The organism is Lederbergia citri, assembly GCF_018343625.1.
Taxonomy (GTDB): domain Bacteria; phylum Bacillota; class Bacilli; order Bacillales; family Bacillaceae_C; genus Lederbergia; species Lederbergia citri.
The window spans coordinates 647296-673949 of record NZ_JAGYPG010000001.1; the positions used below are offsets into that span (position 1 = coordinate 647296).

At 36.2% G+C, this 26654-nt stretch carries 17 protein-coding genes; all 17 read left to right on the top strand.

The window, feature by feature from the left end; all coding sequences use genetic code 11:
* Nucleotides 1-36: 36 nt before the first annotated feature.
* The 17 genes from parE to KHA97_RS03445 all read left to right on the top strand — a co-directional run bounded on the left by parE (nucleotide 37) and on the right by KHA97_RS03445 (nucleotide 26457).
* Nucleotides 37-2016 carry a DNA topoisomerase IV subunit B gene (gene parE, locus KHA97_RS03365; RefSeq protein WP_213123332.1) on the top strand — a complete coding sequence of 660 codons (1980 nt, stop codon included), beginning with the start codon at nucleotides 37-39 and terminating at the stop codon, nucleotides 2014-2016.
* Nucleotides 2013-4460 carry a DNA topoisomerase IV subunit A gene (parC, locus tag KHA97_RS03370; protein WP_213123333.1) on the top strand — a complete coding sequence of 816 codons (2448 nt, stop codon included), beginning with the start codon at nucleotides 2013-2015 and terminating at the stop codon, nucleotides 4458-4460. The genes parE and parC overlap by 4 nt, the downstream gene beginning before the upstream one ends.
* Nucleotides 4461-4659: 199 nt before the next feature.
* Nucleotides 4660-5694, top strand: coding sequence for an N-acetyl-gamma-glutamyl-phosphate reductase (gene argC / locus KHA97_RS03375; RefSeq protein WP_213123334.1), 1035 nt, complete (start codon nucleotides 4660-4662; stop codon nucleotides 5692-5694).
* 27 nt (nucleotides 5695-5721) lie between these two features.
* Nucleotides 5722-6960, top strand: coding sequence for a bifunctional glutamate N-acetyltransferase/amino-acid acetyltransferase ArgJ (argJ, locus tag KHA97_RS03380; RefSeq protein ID WP_213123335.1), 1239 nt, complete (start codon nucleotides 5722-5724; stop codon nucleotides 6958-6960).
* 20 nt (nucleotides 6961-6980) lie between these two features.
* Nucleotides 6981-7760: an acetylglutamate kinase gene (gene argB, locus KHA97_RS03385; protein WP_213123336.1), complete on the top strand. Its 780-nt coding sequence runs from the start codon at nucleotides 6981-6983 to the stop codon at nucleotides 7758-7760.
* Nucleotide 7761: 1 nt separating this feature from the next.
* The gene (locus KHA97_RS03390; RefSeq protein ID WP_213123337.1) at nucleotides 7762-8919 is read left to right on the top strand and encodes an acetylornithine transaminase; all 1158 of its coding nucleotides are present in this window, start codon (nucleotides 7762-7764) and stop codon (nucleotides 8917-8919) included.
* A gap of 66 nt (nucleotides 8920-8985) precedes the next feature.
* Complete coding sequence (locus tag KHA97_RS03395; protein WP_213123338.1) at nucleotides 8986-10041, top strand: carbamoyl phosphate synthase small subunit; 1056 nt, start codon at nucleotides 8986-8988, stop codon at nucleotides 10039-10041.
* On the top strand, nucleotides 10034-13138 hold the full coding sequence (locus KHA97_RS03400; RefSeq protein WP_213123339.1) for a carbamoyl phosphate synthase large subunit: 3105 nt from the start codon (nucleotides 10034-10036) through the stop codon (nucleotides 13136-13138). The genes KHA97_RS03395 and KHA97_RS03400 overlap by 8 nt, the downstream gene beginning before the upstream one ends.
* Entirely contained in the window at nucleotides 13138-14085 is a 948-nt protein-coding gene (gene argF / locus KHA97_RS03405; RefSeq protein ID WP_213123340.1) for an ornithine carbamoyltransferase, read from the top strand. Before KHA97_RS03400 ends, argF begins: the two co-directional genes overlap by 1 nt.
* A 178-nt stretch (nucleotides 14086-14263) precedes the next feature.
* The gene (locus KHA97_RS03410; RefSeq protein ID WP_213123341.1) at nucleotides 14264-16327 is read left to right on the top strand and encodes an alpha-glucuronidase family glycosyl hydrolase; all 2064 of its coding nucleotides are present in this window, start codon (nucleotides 14264-14266) and stop codon (nucleotides 16325-16327) included.
* A 91-nt stretch (nucleotides 16328-16418) separates the two neighbouring features.
* Nucleotides 16419-17492, top strand: a complete 1074-nt coding sequence (gene uxuA / locus KHA97_RS03415) for a mannonate dehydratase (RefSeq protein ID WP_213123342.1) — start codon at nucleotides 16419-16421, stop codon at nucleotides 17490-17492.
* A 235-nt stretch (nucleotides 17493-17727) separates the two neighbouring features.
* Complete coding sequence (locus KHA97_RS03420) at nucleotides 17728-18693, top strand: ABC transporter permease (protein ID WP_213123343.1); 966 nt, start codon at nucleotides 17728-17730, stop codon at nucleotides 18691-18693.
* 16 nt (nucleotides 18694-18709) lie between these two features.
* Nucleotides 18710-19582, top strand: coding sequence for a carbohydrate ABC transporter permease (locus tag KHA97_RS03425; protein ID WP_213123344.1), 873 nt, complete (start codon nucleotides 18710-18712; stop codon nucleotides 19580-19582).
* Between the two features lie 115 nt (nucleotides 19583-19697).
* Complete coding sequence (locus KHA97_RS03430) at nucleotides 19698-21323, top strand: ABC transporter substrate-binding protein (RefSeq protein WP_213123345.1); 1626 nt, start codon at nucleotides 19698-19700, stop codon at nucleotides 21321-21323.
* Between the two features lie 113 nt (nucleotides 21324-21436).
* On the top strand, nucleotides 21437-22117 hold the full coding sequence (locus KHA97_RS03435) for a YesL family protein (RefSeq protein WP_213123346.1): 681 nt from the start codon (nucleotides 21437-21439) through the stop codon (nucleotides 22115-22117).
* Between the two features lie 23 nt (nucleotides 22118-22140).
* Nucleotides 22141-22935 carry a Nif3-like dinuclear metal center hexameric protein gene (locus KHA97_RS03440; protein ID WP_213123347.1) on the top strand — a complete coding sequence of 265 codons (795 nt, stop codon included), beginning with the start codon at nucleotides 22141-22143 and terminating at the stop codon, nucleotides 22933-22935.
* 48 nt (nucleotides 22936-22983) lie between these two features.
* A complete protein-coding gene (locus tag KHA97_RS03445; RefSeq protein WP_325167400.1) occupies nucleotides 22984-26457 on the top strand; it encodes a glycoside hydrolase family 2 TIM barrel-domain containing protein in 3474 nt (1157 codons plus the stop codon).
* Nucleotides 26458-26654: the final 197 nt, after the last annotated feature.

A 26654-nucleotide genomic window follows, 5' to 3' on the forward strand; every position in this document is an offset into this window, starting at 1 on the left:
TTTGTTATTGTTTATGTTGTTGAAAGGGGTATATTAGTGGCAAAAAATATAACAAGCATTGATTACAATGATGATTCCATACAAGTATTAGAAGGACTAGAAGCCGTAAGAAAACGCCCTGGAATGTATATTGGATCAACCGATTCACGAGGACTTCACCATTTAGTTTACGAAATCGTGGATAATTCAGTTGATGAAGCACTAGGCGGCTACGGAAATGAAATCATTGTAAAAATTCATAAAGATAATAGTATCAGTGTAGAAGATAAAGGTCGTGGAATGCCAACCGGTATGCATCAAACTGGTAAACCGACGACTGAGGTAATCTTTACGGTATTACATGCTGGTGGAAAATTTGGACAAGGCGGCTATAAAACAAGTGGCGGACTTCACGGTGTCGGGGCATCTGTAGTAAATGCTCTTTCTGAATGGCTAACCGTCACAATAAAGCGGGACGGATTTATTTTTGAACAAAAATTTCATCATGGCGGGAAGCCTGCGACAACTCTAGAAAAAATCGGAACGTCTAAGCAAACAGGCACTAAAATTCATTTTAAGCCGGATGAATCTATTTTTAGTACAACTATTTTTAACTATGATTTACTATGTGAAAGATTACGGGAATCCGCTTTTCTACTAAAAGGCCTGAAAATAGAAGTAATCGACCTTCGCCATGATCAACGAGACGTATTTCATTATGAAAATGGAATTGAAGCATTTGTCGAATATTTAAATGAAGAGAAAGATGTTTTGCATCCAGTTGCTTCTTTTGAAGGGGAAGCAAATGATATAGAAGTTGAATTTGCTTTTCAATTTAACGATGGCTTTTCAGAAAACATGCTTTCCTTTGTTAATAATGTCAGAACAAAAGATGGCGGAACCCACGAGGTAGGCGCCAGGTCGGCAATGACAAGAATCTTCAATGAATATGCAAGAAAAACCGGCTTATTAAAAGAAAAAGACAAAAATCTTGAAGGTTCTGATATTAGGGAAGGTCTTTCCGCGATTATTTCTGTCAGAATTCCAGAAGGACTTCTTCAATTTGAAGGGCAGACAAAAGGGAAACTCGGAACAGCAGAAGCAAGGTCGGCGGTTGATACTGTCATTACAGAGCATTTAACTTATTTTCTTGCTGAAAACCATGATGTCAGCACGTTGCTCGCCAAAAAAGCAGTTAAAGCGGCACAAGTACGTGAAGCTGCCCGTAAAGCACGTGAAGAGGCAAGAAGTGGGAAAAAACGCCGGAAAACAGACGCTCTTTTATCTGGTAAATTAACTCCTGCGCAATCACGTAATCCCCAGAAAAATGAATTGTATTTGGTGGAAGGTGACTCTGCCGGAGGATCCGCAAAGCAAGGTAGAGACCGGAAGTTTCAGGCGGTACTTCCTTTACGTGGTAAAGTTATCAATACAGAAAAAGCTAAGCTTCAAGATATTTTTAAAAACGAAGAAATAAATACAATTATTCATACAATTGGTGCTGGTGTAGGACCTGATTTTAGCTTGGAAGATGTCAATTACGACAAAATTGTGATTATGACGGATGCCGATACGGATGGAGCTCATATTCAAGTATTGCTATTAACCTTTTTCTATCGATATATGAAGCCGTTGATCGAGGCAGGCAAAGTATATATCGCGCTTCCCCCACTTTATAAAGTGAGTAAAGGGAGCGGTAAAAAAGAAGTGATCGAATATGCTTGGACAGATGATGAGCTTGGTAGTGTTACAAAAAAAGTTGGGAAAGGCTACATGCTCCAACGTTATAAAGGTCTTGGAGAAATGAATGCCGACCAGCTTTGGGAGACGACAATGAATCCTGAAACTAGAACATTAATTCGTGTCATGATTGATGATGGGGCTAGAGCAGAAAGAAGAGTAACTACTCTTATGGGAGATAAAGTTGAGCCGCGTCGGAAATGGATAGAAAGTAATGTTCAATTTGGGCTAGAAGAAGATCAAAGTATATTAGATAATGATAATTTGACAACGGAAGGGGGATATCCGTTCTCATGAGTTCACAGGAAAAATTTCAAGATTTACCGCTTGAAGAAGTAATCGGAGACCGTTTTGGTCGTTACAGTAAATATATTATTCAAGATCGGGCGCTCCCTGATGCGAGGGACGGACTGAAGCCTGTACAAAGGCGTATACTGTATGCCATGCATATGGAAGGAAATACAGCTGACAAAGGTTTTCGTAAATCAGCAAAAACAGTCGGTAATGTTATAGGTAATTATCATCCGCATGGTGATACGTCTGTATATGATGCAATGGTGAGAATGAGTCAGCCATGGAAAGTACGACAAATGCTTGTAGAAATGCATGGGAATAATGGAAGTGTTGATGGTGATCCAGCAGCTGCAATGCGTTATACAGAAGCTCGTCTTTCACAGGTAGCTTCAGAATTATTGCGAGATATTGATAAAAGGACTGTAGATTTTGTTCCGAATTTTGATGATACATCATCGGAGCCAACTGTATTACCTGCCAGATTCCCTAACTTGCTCGTAAATGGCTCTACTGGTATATCCGCTGGTTACGCGACTGACATTCCTCCCCATCATTTAGGGGAAGTAATTGATGCAGTTATTATGCGAATTGAAAACCCTAGTTGTAATGTAGATGATGCAATGACGGTTTTAAAAGGACCAGATTTTCCTACTGGCGGGATTATTCAAGGTATCGATGGTATTAAAAAGGCTTATGAAACAGGCCGGGGAAAAATAGTTGTACGATCAAAAACAGAAATAGAAACCATTCGTGGAGGTCGCCAGCAAATTGTCATTACGGAAATACCGTATGATGTGAATAAAGCGAATCTCGTAAAAAAAATGGACGAATTTCGTCTAGATCGAAAACTTGAAGGAATTGCCGAAGTACGTGACGAAACGGACAGAACAGGTCTTAGAATTGTCGTTGAGTTGAAGAAAGAAGCAGATGCCGAAGGAGTATTGAACTATTTATTTAAAAATAGTGATCTCCAAGTAACGTATAATTTCAATATGGTAGCGATTGATAAACGCAGGCCAAAATTAATGGGTCTTTTCGACTTGCTTGATGCTTACATCGGTCACCAAAAAGAAGTTGTAACAAATCGATCGAGGTATGAACTAGAAAAGGCAAAAGAAAGACATCATATCGTAGAAGGATTGATGAAGGCACTTTCTATCCTTGACGAAGTGATTGCGACAATACGCGCTTCAAAAGATAAACGAGATGCTAAAGATAATCTCATACAAAAATATGCTTTTACAGAAAAACAAGCGGAAGCAATTGTTTCCCTCCAATTATATCGCCTGACGAATACAGATATTACCGCGCTCCAGAAAGAGGCAACTGAGTTAATCAATACGATTGAATATTTAACAGGAATTTTAGAAAGTGAAAAGAAACTGTTAAGCTTAGTAAAAAAAGAACTTAAAGAGATTAAGAAAAAGTACTCAGACGAAAGGCGCACAATCATTGAGGAAAAAGTTTCTGAAATTAAGATTAATCTAGAAGTCATGATTCCTAGTGAAGATGTCATTGTAACCGTGACGAAAGAAGGGTATATCAAGAGAACGAGCGTTCGTTCCTATTCCGCTTCAAATGGACAGGAACTTGCAATGAAGGAATCGGACTGGCTTTTATTCATGCAAGAAATCAATACAACTGACACGCTGCTATTGTTTACGAATAAAGGTAATTATTTATACATGCCTGTTCATGAACTCCCGGATATTCGTTGGAAAGATCTAGGACAGCATGTAGCTGCGATTATGCCGATTGCACGTGACGAAGAAATCATTAAAGCTATTCCGGTAAAGGAATTTAATGAACATGAGTTCCTGATTTTCTTTACTAAACAAGGGATGGTTAAGAAAAGCTCAATGGATTTATATAAAGCCCAGCGATACTCACGCCCACTCGTTGCCATTAACCTGAAAGGCGATGACCAAGTTGTAGATGTACATATTTCTGATGGGACGAAAGAAATATTCATCGCGACTCATATTGGATACGGTCTATGGTTCTCAGAGGATGAAGTTAATCAAGTTGGCGCAAGAGCAGCTGGTGTAAAAGCGATTAACTTAAAGGATCATGATTATGTCGTTAATGCAGAAATTTTTACTGCTGATGAAGCTGATATCGGAATCCTTATTGCTACTCATCGATGTGCAGTTAAGAAAATGAAGTTGTCTGAATTTGAAAAAGCAAGCCGCGCAAAACGAGGAGTAGTATTATTGCGTGAATTGAAAAATAACCCACACCGAATCATCGGGATGAAATTAGTAGGCAATCGTGAAGATTTAACACTCGTTACCGAGAAAGATGAAGAAGAAGTCATTAATAGCTCAAATATTAGATATAGTGACCGTTATTCCAATGGATCCTTTGTAATGGATGAAGCAAAAAGTGGATCAGCAAAAGCATTGTTTAGAAATGTCCAAATCGGGGTACAAGAAGAACAAAATTAATAAAATAAGCCTTCGTTTAAGAAGGCTTATTTTTTATAAAAAAATTTATAAATATACTATTGTATTTATTTTTATTCACAGTATAATAGAAAACATCTAAATATTTCATGAATCAACGGCTTTCACATAATCAATAAGTAAAACTTTATACTTTAATATGCAAGTGGCGAACTTGTCAGACACTTTAGGAGTGAAACGAATGAGAGTAGGTATTGTAGGTGCAACAGGGTATGGAGGAGCGGAATTGCTGCGCATTATACATTCCCATCCACACTTTGAAATCTCTTCTTTATACACATCTTCGCAACAAGGGAAAGACATTCATAAGCACTATGCGCATTTAACTGGGATTATTCCTTCAACATTAGAAGAAATTAATCCAATAAAAATGGCACAAGATACGGATGTTGTTTTTTTGGCGGTCCCGACTGGTGTTGCATCTCAATTGGCGCCTGAATTATTATCTGCAGGATGCATTGTTATTGATTTAACGGGTGATTTTCGAATTAAAAATACTGAAGACTATGAATTTTGGTATAAGCGGAAAGCAGCTTCGAAGGAATGGATTGATAAAGCAGTATATTCATTGCCAGAGTTAAATGATTCGTCTATAGAAGGAAGTCAGTTTATTTCCAATCCTGGTTGTTATCCGACTGCTACCCTTTTAGGAATCGCTCCATTAGCGAAAGCTAAGATGCTAAAAGAAGGATCTGTCATAGTAGATGCTAAATCAGGAGTATCAGGTGCAGGTCAAACTATTAGTCTAGGAAATATATATAGTGAGCTTAATGAAAATTTAAAAATATATAAAGTGAATCATCACCAGCATATCCCTGAAATTGAGCAAATGTTAAAGCAATTTGACTACAACTCTCCAATAACGTTTCAAACACATTTAGTTCCGATGACAAGAGGGATAATGAGTACCATTTATGGCACAGCTGAAGGAAACTTAACTGAGGAGGAAATATGGCAGCTTTATAAAGATTTTTATACGGATAAACCTTTTGTTCGTGTGAGGGATATTGGCGTATTTCCAGCTACAAAAGAAGTAACTGCGTCAAATTATTGTGACATTGGGATTTCGTTTGATGAACGTACGGGAAGAGTTACAATCGTTTCAGTTATAGACAATTTGATGAAGGGGGCTGCCGGTCAAGCAGTGCAAAATGCCAATTTAGTATTTGGTTTTGAAGAAACTGCTGGATTAAAATTCAGTCCTGTATATCCATGAAAAAAATTAAAAAACATCAACAGAGGAGTGATTAAAGTGCAAATAACGGGTAAAGAGCAAATAGTAAAAGTGGAAGAAGGAACAATCATTACTCCACTTGGTTTTTCAGCTGCTGGAATACATACGAAGGTGAAGCGTAAGCGCAACGATATGGGCTTAATTTATTGCGAAGTCCCAGCTGAAGCGGCAGCTGTTTATACATTAAATCAAATCAAGGCGGCTCCTCTAAAAGTAACGAAAGAAAACTTGGATCAAGAGGGGAAGCTTCAAGCAATCATTGTGAACAGTGGTAATGCCAATGCATGCACAGGAAATCAGGGCTTGTTTGATGCACATTCAATGAAAAATGCAGTGGCGAATCTGTTATCCATTAATCCTCATCATGTTGCCGTGGCTTCGACAGGGGTGATTGGAGAAAAAATGCCAATGGAGAAAATTATTCCTGGTATTGCTCATCTTGTCCCGCAAAAAAACCAACAAGCTGCCCTTGATTTTAACGAAGCCATTTTGACGACAGATACGTGTATGAAAACTACATGTTATGAAACTGTCATTGATGGTGTAAAAATTACGATGGCCGGCTCTGCAAAGGGATCAGGTATGATAGCTCCAAATATGGCAACAATGCTTGGATTCATTACGACCGATGCAAATATTTCCCACGACCATTTACAGTCCGCTTTAAGTGCTGTAACAAATAAAACATTTAATCGAATAACTGTTGATGGTGATACGTCTACAAATGATATGGTTGTCGTAATGGCAAGCGGTTTTGCCGAAAACACACCACTAGAACCTAGTAATGAAGAATGGGATCAATTTGTCCAACTGCTTGAAAAAGTTTGTGAAGACCTTGCCATTATGATTGCCAGGGATGGTGAAGGTGCAACAAAACTAATAGAAGTAAATGTATATGGAGCGATATCCGACGATGAAGCAGGGAAGATTGCAAAAACCGTCGTTGGCTCCGATCTTGTCAAGACGATGGTTTATGGCTCTGATCCCAACTGGGGGAGAGTCATGATGGCGATTGGAAAAAGCGGGATGACGTTAGATCCTGAAAACATAAATATATCCATCGGACCTTATTCGCTTTTAGAAAATAGTCAACCTACTAATTATGTTGAAGAAACGTTAAGTGATTATTTGAAAAACGAAACGGTTGTTATAAACATCAACTTAAATATTGGCTCAGGTCACGGAAAAGCTTGGGGCTGCGATTTGACGTATGACTATGTGCGCATCAATGCCAGCTATCGCACATAATGAAAGGGAGGTCATTATAAATGGAAAAAATCATCGTCATTAAGTGCGGTGGAAGCATGATTGACACTTTATCCGATGACTTTTTTAAAGGAATTAAAAGCTTGCAGGAAAATGGTTACCATCCCATTATCGTTCATGGGGGCGGCCCCGCCATTAATGATCTTCTAAACCATTTACAAATTAATTCTGAGTTTGTAAATGGCTTAAGAAAAACAACTCACGAAGTTATGGAAGTAGTCGAAATGGTTTTATCCGGTACGATAACGAATAAACTAGTTCGCAAGCTTCACAAACATGGGATTTCATCTATCGGTGTAACTGGCTCTGATGGTGGATTGATGTATGCTAAACCGCAAGACTTAGAGAATTTGGGTTTAGTAGGAGAAATAATTTCTGTGAATAAACAATTTTTATTAAATTTATTGTCGATTGGAATGGTTCCAGTCATTTCTCCAATTGCAATTGGAATGAATCATGAAGATTATTATAATATCAACGCCGATACAGTTGCCGGCGAAATAGCCGTTGCTATTAATGCAGATAAAGTCATATTTGTAACGGATGTTCCAGGTGTGTTGAAAGATAATGAGATTATTGAAAAAGCGACTGATTCTGAAATTCTAGGATTTATCGATGATGGCACCATTTCCGGAGGTATGATACCAAAAGTAATGGCTGCTATTCATAGTCTTAAAGGCGGAATGAGGGAAGCGATGATTGTCAGTGGCCATAAGCCGTTGGTGGATGGTGCAAGTATAGTCGGTACAACAATTAAAAGTGAATTGGAGGCAGTGAAATAGAATGACCCATTTATTCGAAAACTATGCAAGATGGGACGTTGAAATCGTCTCTGGTTCTGGATGTAAAGTAGTGGATTCTAATGGAAGAGAATATCTGGATTTTACATCGGGAATTGGTGTATGTAATCTAGGACATTGTCATCCAGCAGTTGTAGAGTCTACGACTAATCAACTACATAAAATATGGCATACATCAAATCTATTTAAAAGCTCACTTCAAGAAAAAGTGGCTGAAAAGCTTTCTTCAAATTCTATAGAAGGCTCCGTGTTTTTCTGTAATAGTGGGGCTGAAGCAAATGAAGCTGCAATTAAATTAGCTCGCAAATTTACAGGTAAATCAAAAATCATTACATTCCTCCAATCCTTTCACGGACGAACATTTGCGACAATGGCAGCTACAGGTCAAGATAAAGTGAAACAAGGGTTTGGATCGATGCTTGAAACATTTGTTCATCTACCATTTAATGATGTAAATGAGCTAAAAAAAGAAATGGATAACGAAACTGCTGCGGTTATGCTTGAAGTTGTTCAAGGTGAAGGTGGGGTCCACATCGCAAATGAGGAATTTCTGACTACTGTCGAACAATTATGCAAGGAATATGGGGCCATCCTCATTATTGACGAGGTGCAGACAGGAATAGGGCGTACAGGCAAGCCATTTGCCTATCAACATTATAATCTTTCTCCTGATATCATTACCTCTGCAAAAGGTCTTGGAAATGGATTCCCAACAGGTGCGATGATTGGTAAGGACTATTTAAAAACTGCATTTAATCCAGGCAGCCATGGGTCGACTTTTGGAGGAAATCCACTTGCTATGTCAGCTGCTAATGCGACATTAAATCTTATTTTTGAAGATGAATTTCTAAATGAAGTGACTGAAAAAAGTGATTACTTCGCTTCGAAGCTTGATGAAATATTATCTTCATTGGAAAACTTCAAAGGCATTCGCCATAAAGGCTTAATGTTTGGAGTGGAATTTTCGAATGAAGTTGGTTCTATGGTTAGTTTATTAAGGGAAAATGGTCTGCTTGCTCTCGTTGCTGGCCCAAATGTTATGAGGTTTTTACCGCCTCTTACGGTCACATATGAAGAAATGGATGCTGTACTTGCGATTATAGAAGGTACTTTACTCAATACGAAAACAGTAACATGCTAATAATTTTTTGACTGCAATGTATAAAAATACGATTACTGAAATAAAAATACAACGAGGTGAAGGTGCATGATGGAAGGTATGATTACAATGGCTAATGGAGTTACATATACCGGCCATTGGCACGGCCAGAAAACGGAATGCTCTGGAGAAATGATCTTTTTCACAGGAATGGGGAACTTTTCAGAATTCATCTCAGATCCAGCTGTGAAAGGAAAAATTGTTCTAGCAACATATCCTAGCATCCTAAATAGTTTTATGGATCAAGAAAAATTTGAGAGCAAGGATCTACAGATTGCTGGTCTTGTGGTTCAACAAGAATATAGGGGATCTTCATCATCATTAAATAAATGGTTAAGTATCTTTAAAGAAAAATGTATACCGGTCATGATGGGAATGGATACTCGGTCAATCATTAAGCAAATCATAAAAGTTGGCGAGACACCAGTTTCGATGAAAGCAAATGAGGTTGATGTCAGCTATCCGACTACACAAAATAACGGGATAGCTCCCTTAAGTTATGAAATCATTAATCCAAAAGGGAAAACTCATATTGCTTTAATCGATTTTTCAGTGAAAAATTCTTTAATTAAATGGTTTTCTAAAGAAGATTACAAGATTACGATTGTACCAACTGATATTACTTTAGAAAAAATAAAAACAATGAATCCCGATGGCATCGTGTTTTCAGGTGGTACAGGGAATCCTTCAAACTGGAAACAATTTTATCCAGAATACAAAGAAATATCAAAACATTACCCTACGATGGCGTTTGGTCTAGGACATCAAATACTTGCAGAAGCATTTGGTGCCAAAATTGAAAAGATGAAGTGGGGACATAGATGCTTCAAACATCCTATTATGCATATGGAATCAAATGAAGTGTATATGTCGAATCAAAATCATGGATATGAAGTTACAGAAGAAGGTCTTAAGGATTCAGGATTTTCAATTTCGTTTCAATCGATTCAAGATCGATCCATTGAAGGACTTTCCCATAAAAACTATCCAATAGCGACATATCAATTCCATCCCGATGGAAAAAATCCAAAACTTGAAATGATCATCAAAGACGCATTTACTAATCAGCTGAAGCTAACAAAAGGAGAAAACATATATGCCTAAGCTAAATGGTTTAAAAAAAGTTTTGGTTATTGGTTCGGGGCCAATCGTCATTGGTCAAGCAGCAGAATTTGATTATGCTGGAACACAAGCATGTATGGCATTGAAAGAAGAAGGGATTGAAGTCGTACTTGTTAATAATAACCCAGCAACCATTATGACGGATGAACAATTTGCAGATATTGTTTATTTTGAACCAATGACTGTTCAATCCATTACAGAAATTATCAAGAAAGAGCGGCCAGATGCTATATTAGGTACTCTTGGCGGTCAGACTGGCTTGAATTTAACTGTTCAATTATATGAGCAAGGCGTACTCGATAAGTACAACGTTAAAGTACTTGGTACGACGCCGGAATCAATCATGCAAGGGGAAGATCGTGAAGCATTTCGAGCTTTAATGCAGAAATTAGGTGAACCAGTTCCTGACAGCTCCATTATCCATACTGTCGTGGAAGCAATAGATTTTGCAAACAAGATTGGTTACCCAGTTATCATTCGTCCTGCATACACGTTAGGCGGCGGCGGTGGTGGTATCGTTTCAAATGAAGATCAATTGATCTCTGTTGTTAAAAAGGGGCTTGAAGCAAGTCCGATAACACAATGTTTAATTGAAAAAAGCATTGCTGGATTCAAAGAATTAGAGTTTGAAATGATTCGTGATGCTAATGATACTTGTATCGCCATATGCAGTATGGAAAATTTTGATCCGGTCGGAGTCCATACAGGTGATTCCATTGTTGTAGCACCTCAACAAACATTAACGGATAAAGAATATGAAGCCCTGTATGCTTCTGCCATAAAAATAATTAGAGCATTAAAAATTATTGGAGGCTGCAATATTCAATTTGCTCAGGACCCTAATAGCTCTCAATATTATTTAATCGAGGTAAATCCGCGATTAAGCCGCTCGTCGGCTCTTGCCTCTAAGGCAACAGGATACCCTATTGCAAAAATGGCCGCAAAACTAGCCCTTGGTTACAATTTGCATGAATTGATTAATCCAGTAACAGGTACAACCTTTGCAAGCTCGGAACCAGTTGTTGACTATACAGTTGTAAAAATGCCAAGATGGCCATTTGATAAGTTTATAGAAGCAGACCGAAAACTAGGCACTCAAATGAAGGCAACAGGTGAAATTATGGCAATAGAACGCCATCTTCCTGCTGCACTCCAAAAAGCGGTCCGATCACTTGAAATTAATACAATAGGACTTGAGTTAAATGGAATTTCATCTTTAAGTGACAATCAATTATGGGATTCTATAACCTTACCAGATGATAGACGATTTTTTTCTATACTAGAACTAATGAGACGTGGGGTAACTACAGAAGAAATCCATCATGCAACCCAAATACAGCCATTCTTTTTAAATCAGTTGGCATTATTGGTGAGTTATGAAGAAAAAGCAAAAAGCGTTAGCCTGGACACAATTACATCTCATTTATTAAAAGAATTAAAAACATTAGGTTTTTCAGATGAGTGGCTTGCTTATATTTGGAGTACTGATTTGAACAGTGTTCGAGAGAAGCAACTAGAGTATCACATTAGGCCTGTCTATAATATGGTTGATTCTTGTGCAGGGGAATTTCCTGCAGCAGCACCTTATTTTTACTCGACATGGAAAGGGGAAGGCGACCTTATTTCAGGCAATAAAAAACCTAAAATCGCTATTGTCGGTTCAGGTCCAGTCCGAATTGGCCAAGGCATTGAGTTTGATTACTGTACAGTTCACGGTGTTCTTGCCTTAAAAAAAGCTGGCTATGAAGCAATCTTAATCAATAATAATCCTGGTACTGTAAGCACTGACTTTCAAATTGCGGATCGCCTATATTTCGAGCCTCTCCGTGCTGAAGATGTGTTAAATGTACTGGAGTTTGAAAAACCTGATGGGGTTATTCTACAATTTGGAGGACAGACTTCCATTAATCTGGCAAAAGAGTTGGAGGATAATGGAGTTACTTTACTTTCTATATCCCAAGAACATATTGATATAGTTGAAGATCGTCAACGTTTTTATACTCTTTTAAAAGAATTAGATATACCTCATATTCCTGGATTAACTGCGTTGAGTGAAGACGAGTTGATGTTACAATCGTCTGAAATTGGTTTCCCTCTTCTATTAAGGCCATCCTATGTCATAGGTGGTCAAGGAATGTTAATTATTGAAGACGAGCATCAACTACGGGTGCATCTTAATAACATTTCCTACCCTGTATTAATTGATGCTTATTATAAAGGAACGGAAATGGAGGTAGATGTACTATCAGATGGAGAGAATATATTTATTCCAGGTTTTTTCGAGCATATAGAAAAAGCTGGAGTCCATTCCGGAGATAGCATGGCAGTAACACCACCCGTTTCCATTAGTGAATTTTATCAACAAAAAGCGCGGGAATATACGCAAAAAATAGCAACAAAACTTCAGTTTAAAGGAATTTTTAATGTTCAATTTGTCATTTTTGAAGGAACGGTTTACGTATTAGAGGTTAATCCAAGGGCATCTCGTACTGTTCCAATTATTAGTAAAATGACAGGTGTCAATATCATAGAAGAATGCATCAACATTTTGACTGGCGGAAAAGTAAACGGCCACCCAATTAGCCAAACATATTTCGCTATAAAAAATCCTGTTTTTTCTACTGGGAAGCTTGACGGAGTCGATCCTCTTTTAACACCGGAAATGAAATCAACAGGAGAACTGATTGCATTTGGAAAAACATTTGATGAGGCGTTAGCAAAAGCAATCAAGTGGAATTCTTACAAAAGTAATCCAACATTAGAAGTTTATTTAGATGTAGATGAAAAAGAGCTTCCTCTTATACAAGAAATATTATCAAGAGAAGGTGTTACCGTCGCAAATGGACACTATTCATTTGCGGATTGGTTAAAACAAAGCAACGGAGCCATTTTATTAAGTCTTGGATCTAAAAGAGATTCAAAAGAGAAACGTATGGCTGCATCTAGCTCGCAAATACCTGTCATAACTGAAATGGAAACATTGCTTACGACTATATCAGCTTTTAAGCAAAATATTGAAAAACCAATGTCTATGCAGGAATGGCATTTACAATTAACTAAAAAAGAGAGGGTGATTTGATGGTAACTACAACTGCAAATAGTTTAAAAGGGAAGCATTTATTGACTTTATCAGATCTTTCAACAGACGAAATCACTCAATTAATCGATGTTGCTATCGGATTAAAAAAAATGCAAAAACAAGGGGAACCCCATCCATATTTAAAAGGAAAAACAATGGCCATGATCTTCGAGAAATCCTCTACGAGAACGCGTGTTTCTTTCGAAGTGGGAATGAACCAACTTGGCGGTCATGCCCTTTTCTTAAGCCGTTCTGATATTCAACTTGGAAGAGGAGAAACTGTTCAGGATACAGCAAAAACTCTTTCTAGATATGTGGATGGAATCATGATCAGAGCGTATGAACATAAAGCAGTTGAAGAATTAGCTGCTAATTCAAGTGTACCCGTCATTAATGCATTAACAGATGATTTTCATCCATGCCAGGCGCTAGCAGATTTAATGACTCTGTACGAAGTGAAAGGGACCTATGCGGGACAAAAGCTAGCTTATGTAGGGGACGGTAACAATGTCGCACATTCCTTAATGATTGCTTGTGCAAAGCTCGGTGTAGATTGTTCAATCGCTTCACCAGAAGGATATGAACCTAAAAAAGAAATAACAAAACTGGCGCAAGACATCGCGCAAGAAACTGGCGCAGCGATTAAAGTGCTAAATGATCCACAAGCAGCAGTTAGTGGGGCAGATGCGGTATACACGGATGTATGGACGAGTATGGGATGGGAAGACGAACAAGAAGTAAGGTTACAAGCATTTCAACCTTATCAAGTGAATAGTCAATTAATATCTTTTGCTAAAAATGATGCCATTTTCCTTCACTGCCTACCTGCAAAACGTGGGGAAGAAGTTACCGCTGAAGTAATTGATGGCCCACAATCATATGTGTTTGATGAAGCTGAAAACAGACTTCATGTTCAGAAAGCATTGATGGTAGCGTTAATGGGTTAAAGCATAGAAAAAGATGTGTGCAAATAAGTATGCATCTTTTTTTATGATAAAATTACCATACTAGTATGCTTTTTGAATAATTAGTGTTATAATAGCCATAATTTCGAGTAGAAATTTTGATTAGAATACATACAAAGTCTGATTTTCACTAGAAATAATCCAGGGAGGAGAATATTGGATGGAAACAATAATTAATGAAAAAAGTTATGCATGCTGGCTACAATATGAAAGAATTGAAGATAGAGAATGGCTTGAAAACAATAAATCACGTTTTCAAAGTATTGTAGTTATAGGAAACTCTCCAATTTTAAACTCTGCACTCAATGAACTAAATTTAGGGATTCGCTCTATGTTTGATAATGAGCCGACTCTTTATAAAAAAAGAGTTGAGGAAGCTTCAATTATTATTGGGATTTATGATGAAATACATAATCAATTCAAAGAATTAGATACTAATAGAATGGAAGAATTGAATGAAGAGAGTTACATCATTAAGACTATTAAAAATGAAAGCCTTTTATTAGTTGGAAAGTCTGATAAAGCAGTTCTTTATGCTGTTCATCATTTACTAAGATTGCTTCAACTTAGGGAACCAATAGAACATTTAGATATAGTCGAATCACCAAAAAACCAATTAAGAATGTTGAACCAATGGGATAATATGGATGGCAGCATAGAAAGAGGCTACTCTGGAAAATCGATTTTTTATGAAAACAATAGAATTACAAAAAATCTTGGGAGAATTAAAGATTATGCCAGATTTCTTTCTTCAGTTGGAATTAATGCGATTTCCATTAATAATGTGAATGTTTGGAAGTTAGAAACAAAGTTAATTACGAACGAGTTTTTACCAGATGTGGCTAATATTGCAGATATTTTCCGTTCTTATGGAATAAAAATATTTTTGAGTATCAATTTCGCTAGTCCCATCGAAATTGGTCAGTTGCAAACTGCAGACCCACTTGATCCCGATGTTATAAAATGGTGGAAGAACAAAGCGGAGGAAATATATAACTTCATTCCCGATTTTGGTGGTTTTGTAGTGAAAGCCGATTCAGAACATCGGCCAGGTCCTTTTACATATAATCGAAACCATGCTGATGGAGCAAATCTATTGGCTAATGCTCTAAAGCCATATGGTGGACTCGTGATTTGGAGGTGCTTTGTCTATAATTGCTTGCAAGATTGGCGTGATCGTTCTACAGACCGAGCGAAAGCAGCATACGATCACTTTAAACCGTTAGATGGTGAATTTCTTGATAATGTTATTTTACAAGTGAAAAATGGTCCAATGGATTTTCAAGTTAGGGAACCGGTATCTCCTTTATTTGGTGCACTAGAAAAAACGAATCAAATGCTGGAGTTTCAAATAACACAAGAATATACTGGACAGCAAAAAGATTTATGTTTTCTCGTTCCGCTCTGGAAAGAAGTGTTGGAATATGATACATATGCAAAAGGTAAAGGGTCAAAAGTTAAAAGTATAGTTGATGGCTCGTTATTCGGTTTTAAATATAGTGGGATTTGCGCAGTGTCAAATATTGGAGATGATGAGAACTGGACTGGCCATACGCTTGCTCAAGCAAATTTATATGGTTACGGACGGCTCATTTGGAATCCAGATCTTTCATCTGAAGCAATTACTGAAGAATGGATTCGTATGACTTTTGGTGAAGATCCATTCATAATTGAACAAATAAAGTCCATGTTATTAGAGTCATGGTCTATTTATGAAAATTACACTGCTCCTTTAGGGATAGGCTGGATGGTTAATCCTGGTCATCATTACGGACCAAATATTGATGGGTACGAATATTCTGTCTGGGGAACTTATCATTTTGCTGATCGAGATGGGATTGGCGTAGATCGTTCAATTGATACAGGAACGGGATATGCAAATCAATATTTCTCGCCTAATAAAGAAATATATAATTCCTTGGATACATGTCCAGATGAATTATTGTTATTTTTCCATCATGTCCCTTATGGTCATAAGTTAAAAACAGGAGTAACTGTCATTCAACATATTTATGACACTCACTTTAAGGGAGTCGAGCAAGTGGATAAATTAATAAAGAAGTGGAGCACGTTGAAAGGTAAAATTGATGAAGCCAGATATTCAAATGTTCAGGAACGTTTAATTCTTCAATTAGATAATGCGAAAGCTTGGCGTGACCAGATAAATACTTATTTTTATCGAAAATCTGGAATCGCTGACGAGAAAAAAAGAAAAATATATTGATATAAAATTGTCACTGAATAAGGGCTAGCTAAAAAGCCCTTATTCAGCATATTTTTTGCTTGATGATTGACGCACGAACGGAGGAATATGTGTGAGGATGGTATTTAGGTGGTTTGGGGAAGGCAACGACAGCGTAAGTTTACGTCATATAAAACAAATTCCCGGAGTTGAAGGAATTGTTTGGGCACTTCATGATATCCCTACTGGTGAAGAGTGGCCATTAAACCGAATTTTGCAGGTGCAGCAACAAGTAAAAAAGTTAGGATTTCATTTAGATGTTGTTGAAAGTGTTAATGTTCACGATGATATAAAGCTTGGACTGCCCTCAAGAGATCAATATATTGAAAACTATAAGAAAACGATAGAAAATTTGGCGAAGGTTGGAGTAAAAGTAATATGCTATAATTTTATGCCGGTGTTTGACTGGGTAAGAACTGATTTATTTAAACAATTGGGAGATGGTTCTACTGCCTTATTTTATGAAAAAGCTAAGGTTAAAGGTATGGATCCATTAGAATTGGTTGAAAAAATTGCTCTTAATTCAGAGTATACGATGCCAGGTTGGGAACCTGAAAGGTTACAATCGTTAAAGCAACTTTTTATGGCTTATAGTAAAGTATCCAAAGAACAATTATGGGATAACTTAGAGTATTTTTTACAAAAAATTATCCCTACAGCTGAATCTCATGATATTAAACTGGCTATTCATCCTGACGATCCACCATGGGAAATCTTTGGTTTGCCGAGAATTATGACATCACATGAGAATATTAGAAGGTTTCTAAAACTTGTTGACAGCCCATCTAATTGTGTGACATTATGTAGCGGCTCTTTAGGAGCGAATCCAAAAAATGACATACCAGCAATCATTAGAGAATTTGTAGATCGCATTCCATTCGCACATATTAGAAACATAAAAGTCTATGAAAATGGTGATTTTATTGAAACATCCCATCGTAAGAAGGACGGCTCTATTGATATCGTTAATATTGTAAAAACTTATTATGATTATGGGTTTACAGGGTATGCTCGTCCAGACCATGGGAGACATATTTGGGATGAGGATTGCAGGCCAGGATATGGTTTATACGATAGAGCATTAGGGATAATGTATCTATGGGGAATATGGGATTCGCTAGATAATGGAGTCAAACAAAAAAGATGAATTTTAAACACATGAATAGAAAATTTTATGAAATGTATTGATTATTTACAAGATAAAAGATATGATATTCATTACTAACATACTAGTAGGTTAGAAAAGTTTGGTGATACTAACATACTAGTAAGTTAGTACTACGAAATATATAGAAGGGTTATAAGGATCTAATTACATATTGAAATAATTTATGAAAGCGCTTGATTGGTCATAGGGACATATTTAGTGTTGTTTTGGAGGGATGTATGTGCAGGAGATAGCTAGAAAGACCGAAGTTCATTTACCAAACAAAAGTACTAGTAGATTAGTAATTGTTCTTAGAACTCTAAGAAAAGATTGGCAGCTCTATTCATTATTAGTACTCCCAATTATTTATTTAATTGTATTTAAATATGGACCAATGGTTGGGAATATTATTGCCTTTCGTAAATTTGTCCCCGGCGGAAGCATTTTTGGAGAATATTGGGTAGGTTTACACTACGTCAAAATGTTCATAGCTGATCCAACTTTTTTAAAAGTGTTTAAAAATACACTTATCCTTAGTAGTTTGACCCTACTTATCACTTTTCCGGCCCCCATTATTTTTGCTCTTTTATTGAATGAGCTAAAATCAATGAAATTTAAAAGATTTGTACAAACGGCATCTTATTTACCACATTTTTTTTCAGTTGTTATTGTATCGGGTATGATTTTGGAATTGGTTGCCGTCAATGGCTCGATTAATAATATCATCGAATTTTTTACGGGACAAAGAATCAGTTTTATTCAAAAACCTGACTGGTTTCGAACGATATATATTGGATCTGAAATATGGCAGGGCCTAGGTTGGGGGGCAATACTTTATCTAGCTGCTCTTACAGGAATTAATGGAGAATTATACGAAGCGGCTAAAATTGACGGTGCGAATCGATGGAAACAAACGATTCATATTACCATTCCTGGAATTCTGCCCACAATTATTACGTTATTAATCTTAAATATCGGAAATTTATTAGCGGTTGGATTCGAAAAAATATTACTCTTATACAATCCATTAAACTATAAGACATCTGATGTGATTGCAACGTATGTTTATCGAGTAGGTCTAGAATCAAGCAACTTTAGTTATGCAACCGCCATTGGTCTTTTTGAAGGGATAATTGGCCTGATATTAGTGTTTTCAGCTAACTATATTTCAAGAAGACTTACGGATAATAGTCTGTGGTAAGAAAGGAGGAAATAGATTGAAAGAATCGATTCAGTACAAAATATTTAGAGTTTTTAATGTCACTCTATTAATACTTATTGTCGCCTTAACTTTTTATCCTTTTTTAAATATTGTTGCGCAATCCTTTAGTTCAGAAGCCAATATTAATGCTGGAAAAGTTAATATTTGGCCAAAAGGATTCAACATCGATACATATAAAATTATCGTCAAAGATAGAATGTTCTGGATTAATTACAAAAACACCGTTGTATATACGGTTGTTGGGACAGCAATTCAGATGGTTATGACTACAATGTTTGCATATGCTTTATCGAAAAAACGTCTTATGGGAAGAGAATTTTTTACAATGTTTGCCGTATTTACGATGTTCTTTGGTGGTGGACTAATACCAAACTATGTATTAGTTAAATCGCTTGGTTTTGGAAACACAATGTGGGCCATTGTCGTTCCAGGTGCGATCAGTGTTTTTAATATGCTGATTATGAAAACCTTTTTTCAAAACATTCCAGAGGAACTTGAAGAAGCGGCTATTATGGATGGTTCGAGTACGTATGGAATTTTGCTAAAAATCGTACTGCCGCTTTCATTACCTGTTATTGCAACAATGATCCTGTTTTATTCTGTAGGGAATTGGAATTCTTGGTTCCCAGCCTTTATCTACCTCAATGATAAAGAACTATTTCCGGTACAAATTTATTTGCGTAATCTCATTAAAGGAGCAGAAGGCAGTCTTTCATCAGGAGCAACAAGTGCGGATAATCTCACTCAAATTTCTGCCAATATTAAAGCGGTTACAATGGTTTTAACAGTACTTCCAATACTATGTGTTTACCCTTATGTACAAAAATATTTCGTATCCGGCGTAATGCTTGGATCTGTTAAAGGTTAAGGATCTTTAAAATTTAATAAATAGTTTTAACATTTTTTAAGGAGGTGGAGCGTTCACTCATAACTAACCAGCTTTATTCCTTTAGCGTGTCAATAATTACGAGGGGGAGAATGTGATGGATAAACGTATAAGGAAGTTTTTGTTTTTAATTTCTAGTTTAACAATCTTAAGTTTTTTATTAGTTGCCTGTAGTAATTCGGAAAAAACGGGAGGAAACAAAAAAGCTGAAGTGCCAAAAAGTGAGAATGCAGTAGATAATTATGGACTAGGAGATCAATTTAAAGCAAAAGATGAATTAACCTTTACAATGACGTTTAGTGATCATCCAAATTATCCATATAAAAAAGATTGGCTGCTATTAGAGGAAATAAAGAAAAGAACAAATGTAAATCTAGACATGACAATCATTCCGATGAGTGATTATGCTCAAAAAAGAAGTTTGCTAATAAGTAGTGGAGATGCACCTTATATTATACCGAAAACGTACCCAGGTGAAGAAACTCCTTTTGTCGCTTCTGGTACGATTCTTCCAATAAGTGATTATGTGGATTTAATGCCTAATTATAAGGATAAAGTAGAAAAATGGAATATAGAGCCATTCTTAGAAGGGCTCCGTCATGATGATGGTAAATATTATGTGTTACCTGGTCTTCATGAGGATGTTTGGCCTGATTATACTTTAGCGATTAGGACAGACATTGTAGAAGAACTAGGTTTTGATATGCCGACCACGTGGGATGAGCTTGAAGAAATATTAGTTGCAATGAAACAAGCATACCCTGATATCATTCCTTTTTCTGATCGTTGGACATTTAGCAGTACACTAAATATTGCTGCTACGAGTTTTGGTACATCTGCAGGTTGGGGATTAGGATCTGCTTTAAATTATGATAAAGCAAATGATGAGTTTGTTTTTGGGCCAGCAACAGAAGCATACAAACAAATGCTAACTTATTTCCATGGTTTAGTTGATAAAGGGTTACTTGATAAAGAAAGTGTAACGCAAGATGATGATCAAGCAGTAAAGAAATTTGTAAATGGAAAGTCTTTTGTCATTGGTACGAACTCACAAACCATTGTTGATTATCGCAAAGATATGAAAGAGATTTTAGGTGAAGGCAATTTCGCTATCAAGAAGATAATTGTACCAGGCGGACCTGTTGGACAAGTAATGGGAGGCTCTAAATTAGAAAATGGTATTATGATTTCAGCAAAGGCAAAAGATGATCCTAATTTTGAAGCATTATTACAGTTTATTGACTGGTTATGGTACAGCGATGAAGGACAAGAATTCGCTAAATGGGGTGTAGAAGGAGTTACTTATACGAAAGGTTCCGATGGAAAACGTGTACTTGCAGATGATGTAAATTATGTCGGTCTAAATCCAAAGGGAACGAAAGCACTGAATGTTGATTATGGATTCTCGGGAGGAAATTTTGCATACGGTGGTACGACAGAACTTCTCCATTCAATGTTTAGTGAAGAAGAGATCGAATTCCAAGAAGCGATGCATGAGACAAAAGAGCTTATTTTACCGGATCCGCCTATTTTGTACAATGAAATGGAACTTGAACAATCAACCTTATTAAGTACACCTTTAAAAGACTTTGTTAATACAGCAACTTATGAATTTATCTTGGGTGACCGCGATTTGTCAAAATGGGATGATTATATCAATGAGTTAAAGAATATGGGAATGGAAGATTACGTAGAATTAGCGAATAAAGTTTACAAAAAGTAAGAATAAAAGTTTCTAAAACTACCTGCTAAAACCTGTTTTGTTTTTGCAGGTAGTTTACATGCATTTTATCGATTCGTAGTACTTAAAAATGAATTTTAGAAAGGTGAACTAGCATGTATAAGCGCAGAGAATTTGGTCAAGGATTATTTTTCATTATTTCCAATTACATTTATTGGTTCACGCTGACTAATATATACTTTATTTTTTGCAATATTATTTTTTTCTTTGCCATCATAACATTGGAACCTATCATTTCAAATATTATTTTCATTTTCTTAGCACTTATTCCAACTGGACCAGCTATTACAGCATTGTGCTATGTGATGGATAAATTAGTACGTGAAGGAGAAATTTCTCCAACAAAAGACTTTTTCCTTGGATACAAGCTTAATTTTAAAGATGCATTAAAGGTTTGGTTACCCTTGCTTACCGCATTCTTTATCTTAATCATCGATCTCCAATATTTTTATCAGGAAAATACGAAGTTCAATCAAATTATGACCATTGTATTTTTAGCAGCTCTCTTTTTCCTCATTAGTTTTTTACTGTACGTATTCCCAATAACAGCTAAGTATAAATTTAGAATAAGAGATACTTATAAATTATCGATCTACTATAGTTTTAAAAAGTTGAAAAGCACCACAGGAAATATTGGGATTTTAATCATATCGTTATTTTTAATACATATAACAACTAATTTCCTCTGTTTTTTGATAGCAAGCGTTGTAAGTTATCTACTAACTTTAAATAGCAGAGAGGTGATGGATGAAATCAAATTGAATTATACGAAATAACCTAAGAAAGCAGGTAATAACTCATGAAAGTTACTATTCAGAATGTATTAGATAAATTAATGGAGCCTGTACCAGAATTAGCTCGAACAGTGGATATCCTTTTAACAGGAAACAAAGAAACGTTAGTAAAAGGAATTGCAACAACTTTTTTGGCAACCCATGATGTGATTCAACAAGCAATAGACTTGGGTGTAAATCTACTGATTACTCATGAAGGATTGTATTATAGTCATTTAGATAGAACCGGTAAATGGACAAGTGATCCGGTTTTTCTTGAAAAAAAGAGATTAATAGAACAATCCGAAATAGCCATTTTTCGTTTCCATGATTATATACATATGTACGAGCCTGATGGTATTACATCGGGATTAATTCAACGTTTAAATTGGGAGACGTATATAGAAAAGGATTATAAAGCCGCTTCGATCCTAGCCCTTCCAAAAATGCCGTTAAAAGAAATTGTAAGTTATGTAAAAGATAAGTTACAAATTCCTTATGTACGCGTAGCGGGTGATTTGTCACTTGGTTGTAAGCGTGTTGGGATTTCGGTTGGATATAGGGGAGGAAATGAAAATTCCATTCCTTTATTTCATCAAGATAAAATTGATTTACTTATTTCAGGAGAAGGTCCTGAATGGGAAACGCCAGAATACGTAAGAGATGCAGTGCAGCAAGGCTTGAAAAAAGCATTAATTTTCCTCGGCCATGCTGAAAGTGAAAAAGCGGGGATGGAATATATAGCCCAAAAAATTCAAACTCTCTTTCCAAGTATACCCGTGCATTTTATCGAGGAAAAGCCAGTCTTCGAAATATTATAGCCAATAAAAAATAGAAAGTAAGATAAAACATCATTATGCAATGATAAGGTGAAAGCATATTCATCGAATGGAGAGTGGGTACATAATCTCATGAATAGAAAACTACTATTTAATGATGGTTGGGAATTTGCCAAAAGTGATTTAAAAGTTACGGATTCTACAAATTTGGATTTTTCACCAATTGACCTCCCCCATGATTATTTAATTTATAATACATTGAATCTATATGAAAACAGTATTGGCTGGTATCGAAAGAGATTTACTTATACGAAAGAGAAAGAGCAGGTGCTCTTATGTTTTGATGGGGTTTATATGGATTCTTCTGTATATGTAAATCAACAGTATGTGGGGGAATGGAAATATGGCTATTCTTCATTCGAACAAGAGATCACAGATACTGTTATAGATGGAGAAAATGAAATTCTTGTAAAAGTAGTTTATCAAAGTCCTAATAGTAGATGGTACTCTGGTGCTGGTATTTATCGGAACGTATGGTTAAAAGTAAGAGACGAAAATCATATCATTACGGATGGCATTTATGTCAGCATCACACAAAAGAAAAATAATTGGCAGGTGGAAGTCAATACGGACATAAATACTACTAGTAATGTTGAACTGTCACATACGATTACATATAAAGATCAAGAAGTGGCGTCATCTATAGAGAAGATAATGTTTGGAAATAGTTCGCATTCCCAAAGTCAGCAAACTCTAATCGTAAAGAATCCTTTTTTATGGAGTCCGGATCATCCAAATCTTTATCAGCTGCATACTCAATTAAAAACAGTTTTTAATGACGAAGGTACAGATGAAATAATTGAAACAGCAACACAAAATATTGGATTCCGGGATATCGTTCTTGATTCAGAGAAAGGTTTAATATTAAATGGTAAAAAAATGAAATTAAATGGTGTATGCGAGCATCATGATTTAGGAGCATTGGGTGCTGCTTTTAACAAAACAGCTCTAAAAAGAAGGTTTAAGATCCTAAAAGAAATGGGAGTAAATGCTATTCGCACAGCACATAATATGCCGGCGAAAGAGCTGATGGATTTAGCTGATGAGATGGGATTTTTTATCGTTTCAGAAGCCTTTGATATGTGGGAGAGATCAAAAACACCTTATGATTATGCAAGGTTCTTTAAAGATTGGGCAGCAATTGATGTAAAAAGCTGGGTATTGCGCGATCGTAATCATCCGAGTTTGATCAAGTGGTGTATCGGAAACGAGATTTATGATACTCATGCAGATGAAAGAGGGCAAGAAATAACCAAAATGCTCATGGATACCGTACAGGAATATGATCCTAACGGAAATGCCGTTGTAACGATTGGTTCTAATTATATGCCATGGGAGAACGCCCAGAAATGTGCAGATATTGTAAAAGTTGCAGGATATAATTATGCTGAAAAATATTATAAAAAGCATCACGAGGAACATCCGGACTGGATTATTTATGGAAGTGAGACGGCTTCCGTTGTACAAAGTAGGGGGATATATCATTTTCCATATGAACAGTCCATTCTAGCAGATGATGATGAACAATGTTCCGCTCTTGGAAACAGTTCTACGAGTTGGGGAGCAAAATCAGCAGAAGCATGTATTATAGCAGAAAGAGATACACCTTTTTCTTTAGGACAGTTTTTATGGACAGGATTTGATTACATAGGAGAACCTACTCCTTACCATACAAAAAACTCATATTTTGGACAAATCGATACAGCTACATTTAAAAAAGATTCTTTTTACATATATCAAGCAGCGTGGACAGATTACAAGACAGCTCCAATGGTTCATCTTTTTCCTTATTGGGATTTTAATGAAGGGCAAATAATTGATGTTCGGGTTTGTTCGAATGCGCCAAAAGTAGAATTACAATTAAATGGCCGCACTATAGGTACCCATCATATTGATTACAATAAAGGTACGGAGCTTTTCGGATGGTGGAAGGTTCCTTATGAACCAGGGAAACTAAAGGCCATTGCCTACAATGAATCAGGAGATATTATTGCAGAAGATATAAGAAAGTCTTTTGGTGATGCAAAAAAGATCTGCTTAATCGCAGATAAAGAAAAGCTTATTGCTGATGGGATTGATTTAGCTTTTGTAGAAATTAATGTGGAAGATGAAAATGGACAAAGAGTAGAAAATGCAAATAATCGCATCTCAGTCGATGTATCGGGAGCGGGGCGCTTATTAGGTTTAGATAATGGGGATAGCACTGATTATGATTCATATAAAGGAATAAGCAGAAGATTATTTAGTGGTAAATTAATGGCCATTATTGGTTCTACCTTAGAGCCAGGAAAAATAAAAATCGAGGTAACTTCTTTAGGTGTACAAGGCCAAACAGTAGAATTTGAGTCCATTCCAAGTAATGATAAATTGGTAAAAGGGATAACAGCAACTACGAAAAACGAAGAAACGGCCTGTGTGATGGGAAAACAGGATGAAATACCACTGCGAAAAATTGAGATCATAAGTGATTGCGGACAAACATTAAATGAATTTAGAAAAGAGATTGATGTACAGGCTAAATTATACCCAGTAGATACTTCTTATAAAGTTATTGAGTGGAGTGTCGTGACTGATGCTGGGATAGAATCAAATATTGCTAAAATAAAAGCTGATGGTCATATCGCGAAGGTAATAGCTTTAGGAGATGGAGAATTCCGAGTTCGCTGTACAAGCAAGAATGGCACAAGCAAAACTAAATTGATATCCGAATTAGAGTTTACTGCAGTTAATATTGGTACTGCCTATAAAGATCCATTTGGATTTATTTCTGCAGGACTCTATGACTATAGCAAAGGAGAAATTGGAAACGGAAATGAAAGAGGAGTAGCTACAAGTAGAGATGGCGAAACTCAAGTAGGATTTCACAATATTGATTTTGGTTTATATGGTTCCGATACAATTACCATTCCTATATTTGCATTATCCAATGAAGAGGACTCTTTGCAAATTTGGGAGGGCATACCCGATAAGGACGAAAGTGAGCTATTGGCAGATGTTATTTATCAAAAAGATTCGAAATGGAATGTATATCAAGAGGAAACCTATAAATTGAGAAGAAAACTGAGAGGTATTACATCCGTATGTTTTGTGCTTCATCAGAAGGTACATATTAAAGGATTCTCTTTTGAAAAAAAGAATAAAGCATTTGAACTAAATCATGCTTCAGAATGCGACAATATATACGGCGATACGTTTGAAAGAATAGAAACTCGTGTTGAAGGAATTGGAAATAATGTTTCATTAGAATTTGAACAAATGGATTTTACAAAAGAAGGCGTGACGAAACTGATCATTTCTGGCAGATCTCCTATTGATAAAAATACTATTCATGTAAGATATGCGAGTGAAGAAGGAGAAAATATTCAAATTATAGAATTTAAGAAGTCTGATGGATATGAAGAACGGATGTTTGAAATAGAAAAAATAACAGGCAATCAAAAAGTAACTTTTATATTTTTACCAGGAAGCACATTTGATTTTGGCTGGTTCCGTTTTGTAAAATAATGGATAGATTAATGATTATTAACGAAGCCGAATGTTGTTTTTATAATTTCATATAAACGTCACTTAACGCTAGTGGAATCATCTATTTTGGAAGTTGATTTCGAAATACTTGAATTTATTGTTCTTTACAACCAGACGATAAAAAATACCGAAGTTAAATCACCTAATATAGGCATTTGCCATATAATGCAATAATT

Excerpts from the sequence above, each read along its gene's own strand:
- KHA97_RS03435 (WP_213123346.1), top strand. The coding sequence starts at position 21,437 with ATGTATAAGCGCAGAGAATTTGGTCAAGGATTATTTTTCATTATTTCC.
- KHA97_RS03395 (WP_213123338.1), top strand. The coding sequence starts at position 8,986 with ATGATGGAAGGTATGATTACAATGGCTAATGGAGTTACATATACCGGC.
- argC (WP_213123334.1), top strand. The coding sequence starts at position 4,660 with ATGAGAGTAGGTATTGTAGGTGCAACAGGGTATGGAGGAGCGGAATTG.
- parC (WP_213123333.1), top strand. The coding sequence starts at position 2,013 with ATGAGTTCACAGGAAAAATTTCAAGATTTACCGCTTGAAGAAGTAATC.
- KHA97_RS03390 (WP_213123337.1), top strand. The coding sequence starts at position 7,762 with ATGACCCATTTATTCGAAAACTATGCAAGATGGGACGTTGAAATCGTC.
- argF (WP_213123340.1), top strand. The coding sequence starts at position 13,138 with ATGGTAACTACAACTGCAAATAGTTTAAAAGGGAAGCATTTATTGACT.
- KHA97_RS03400 (WP_213123339.1), top strand. The coding sequence starts at position 10,034 with ATGCCTAAGCTAAATGGTTTAAAAAAAGTTTTGGTTATTGGTTCGGGG.
- KHA97_RS03440 (WP_213123347.1), top strand. The coding sequence starts at position 22,141 with ATGAAAGTTACTATTCAGAATGTATTAGATAAATTAATGGAGCCTGTA.
- argB (WP_213123336.1), top strand. The coding sequence starts at position 6,981 with ATGGAAAAAATCATCGTCATTAAGTGCGGTGGAAGCATGATTGACACT.
- KHA97_RS03420 (WP_213123343.1), top strand. The coding sequence starts at position 17,728 with ATGTATGTGCAGGAGATAGCTAGAAAGACCGAAGTTCATTTACCAAAC.
- KHA97_RS03430 (WP_213123345.1), top strand. The coding sequence starts at position 19,698 with ATGGATAAACGTATAAGGAAGTTTTTGTTTTTAATTTCTAGTTTAACA.
- KHA97_RS03410 (WP_213123341.1), top strand. The coding sequence starts at position 14,264 with ATGGAAACAATAATTAATGAAAAAAGTTATGCATGCTGGCTACAATAT.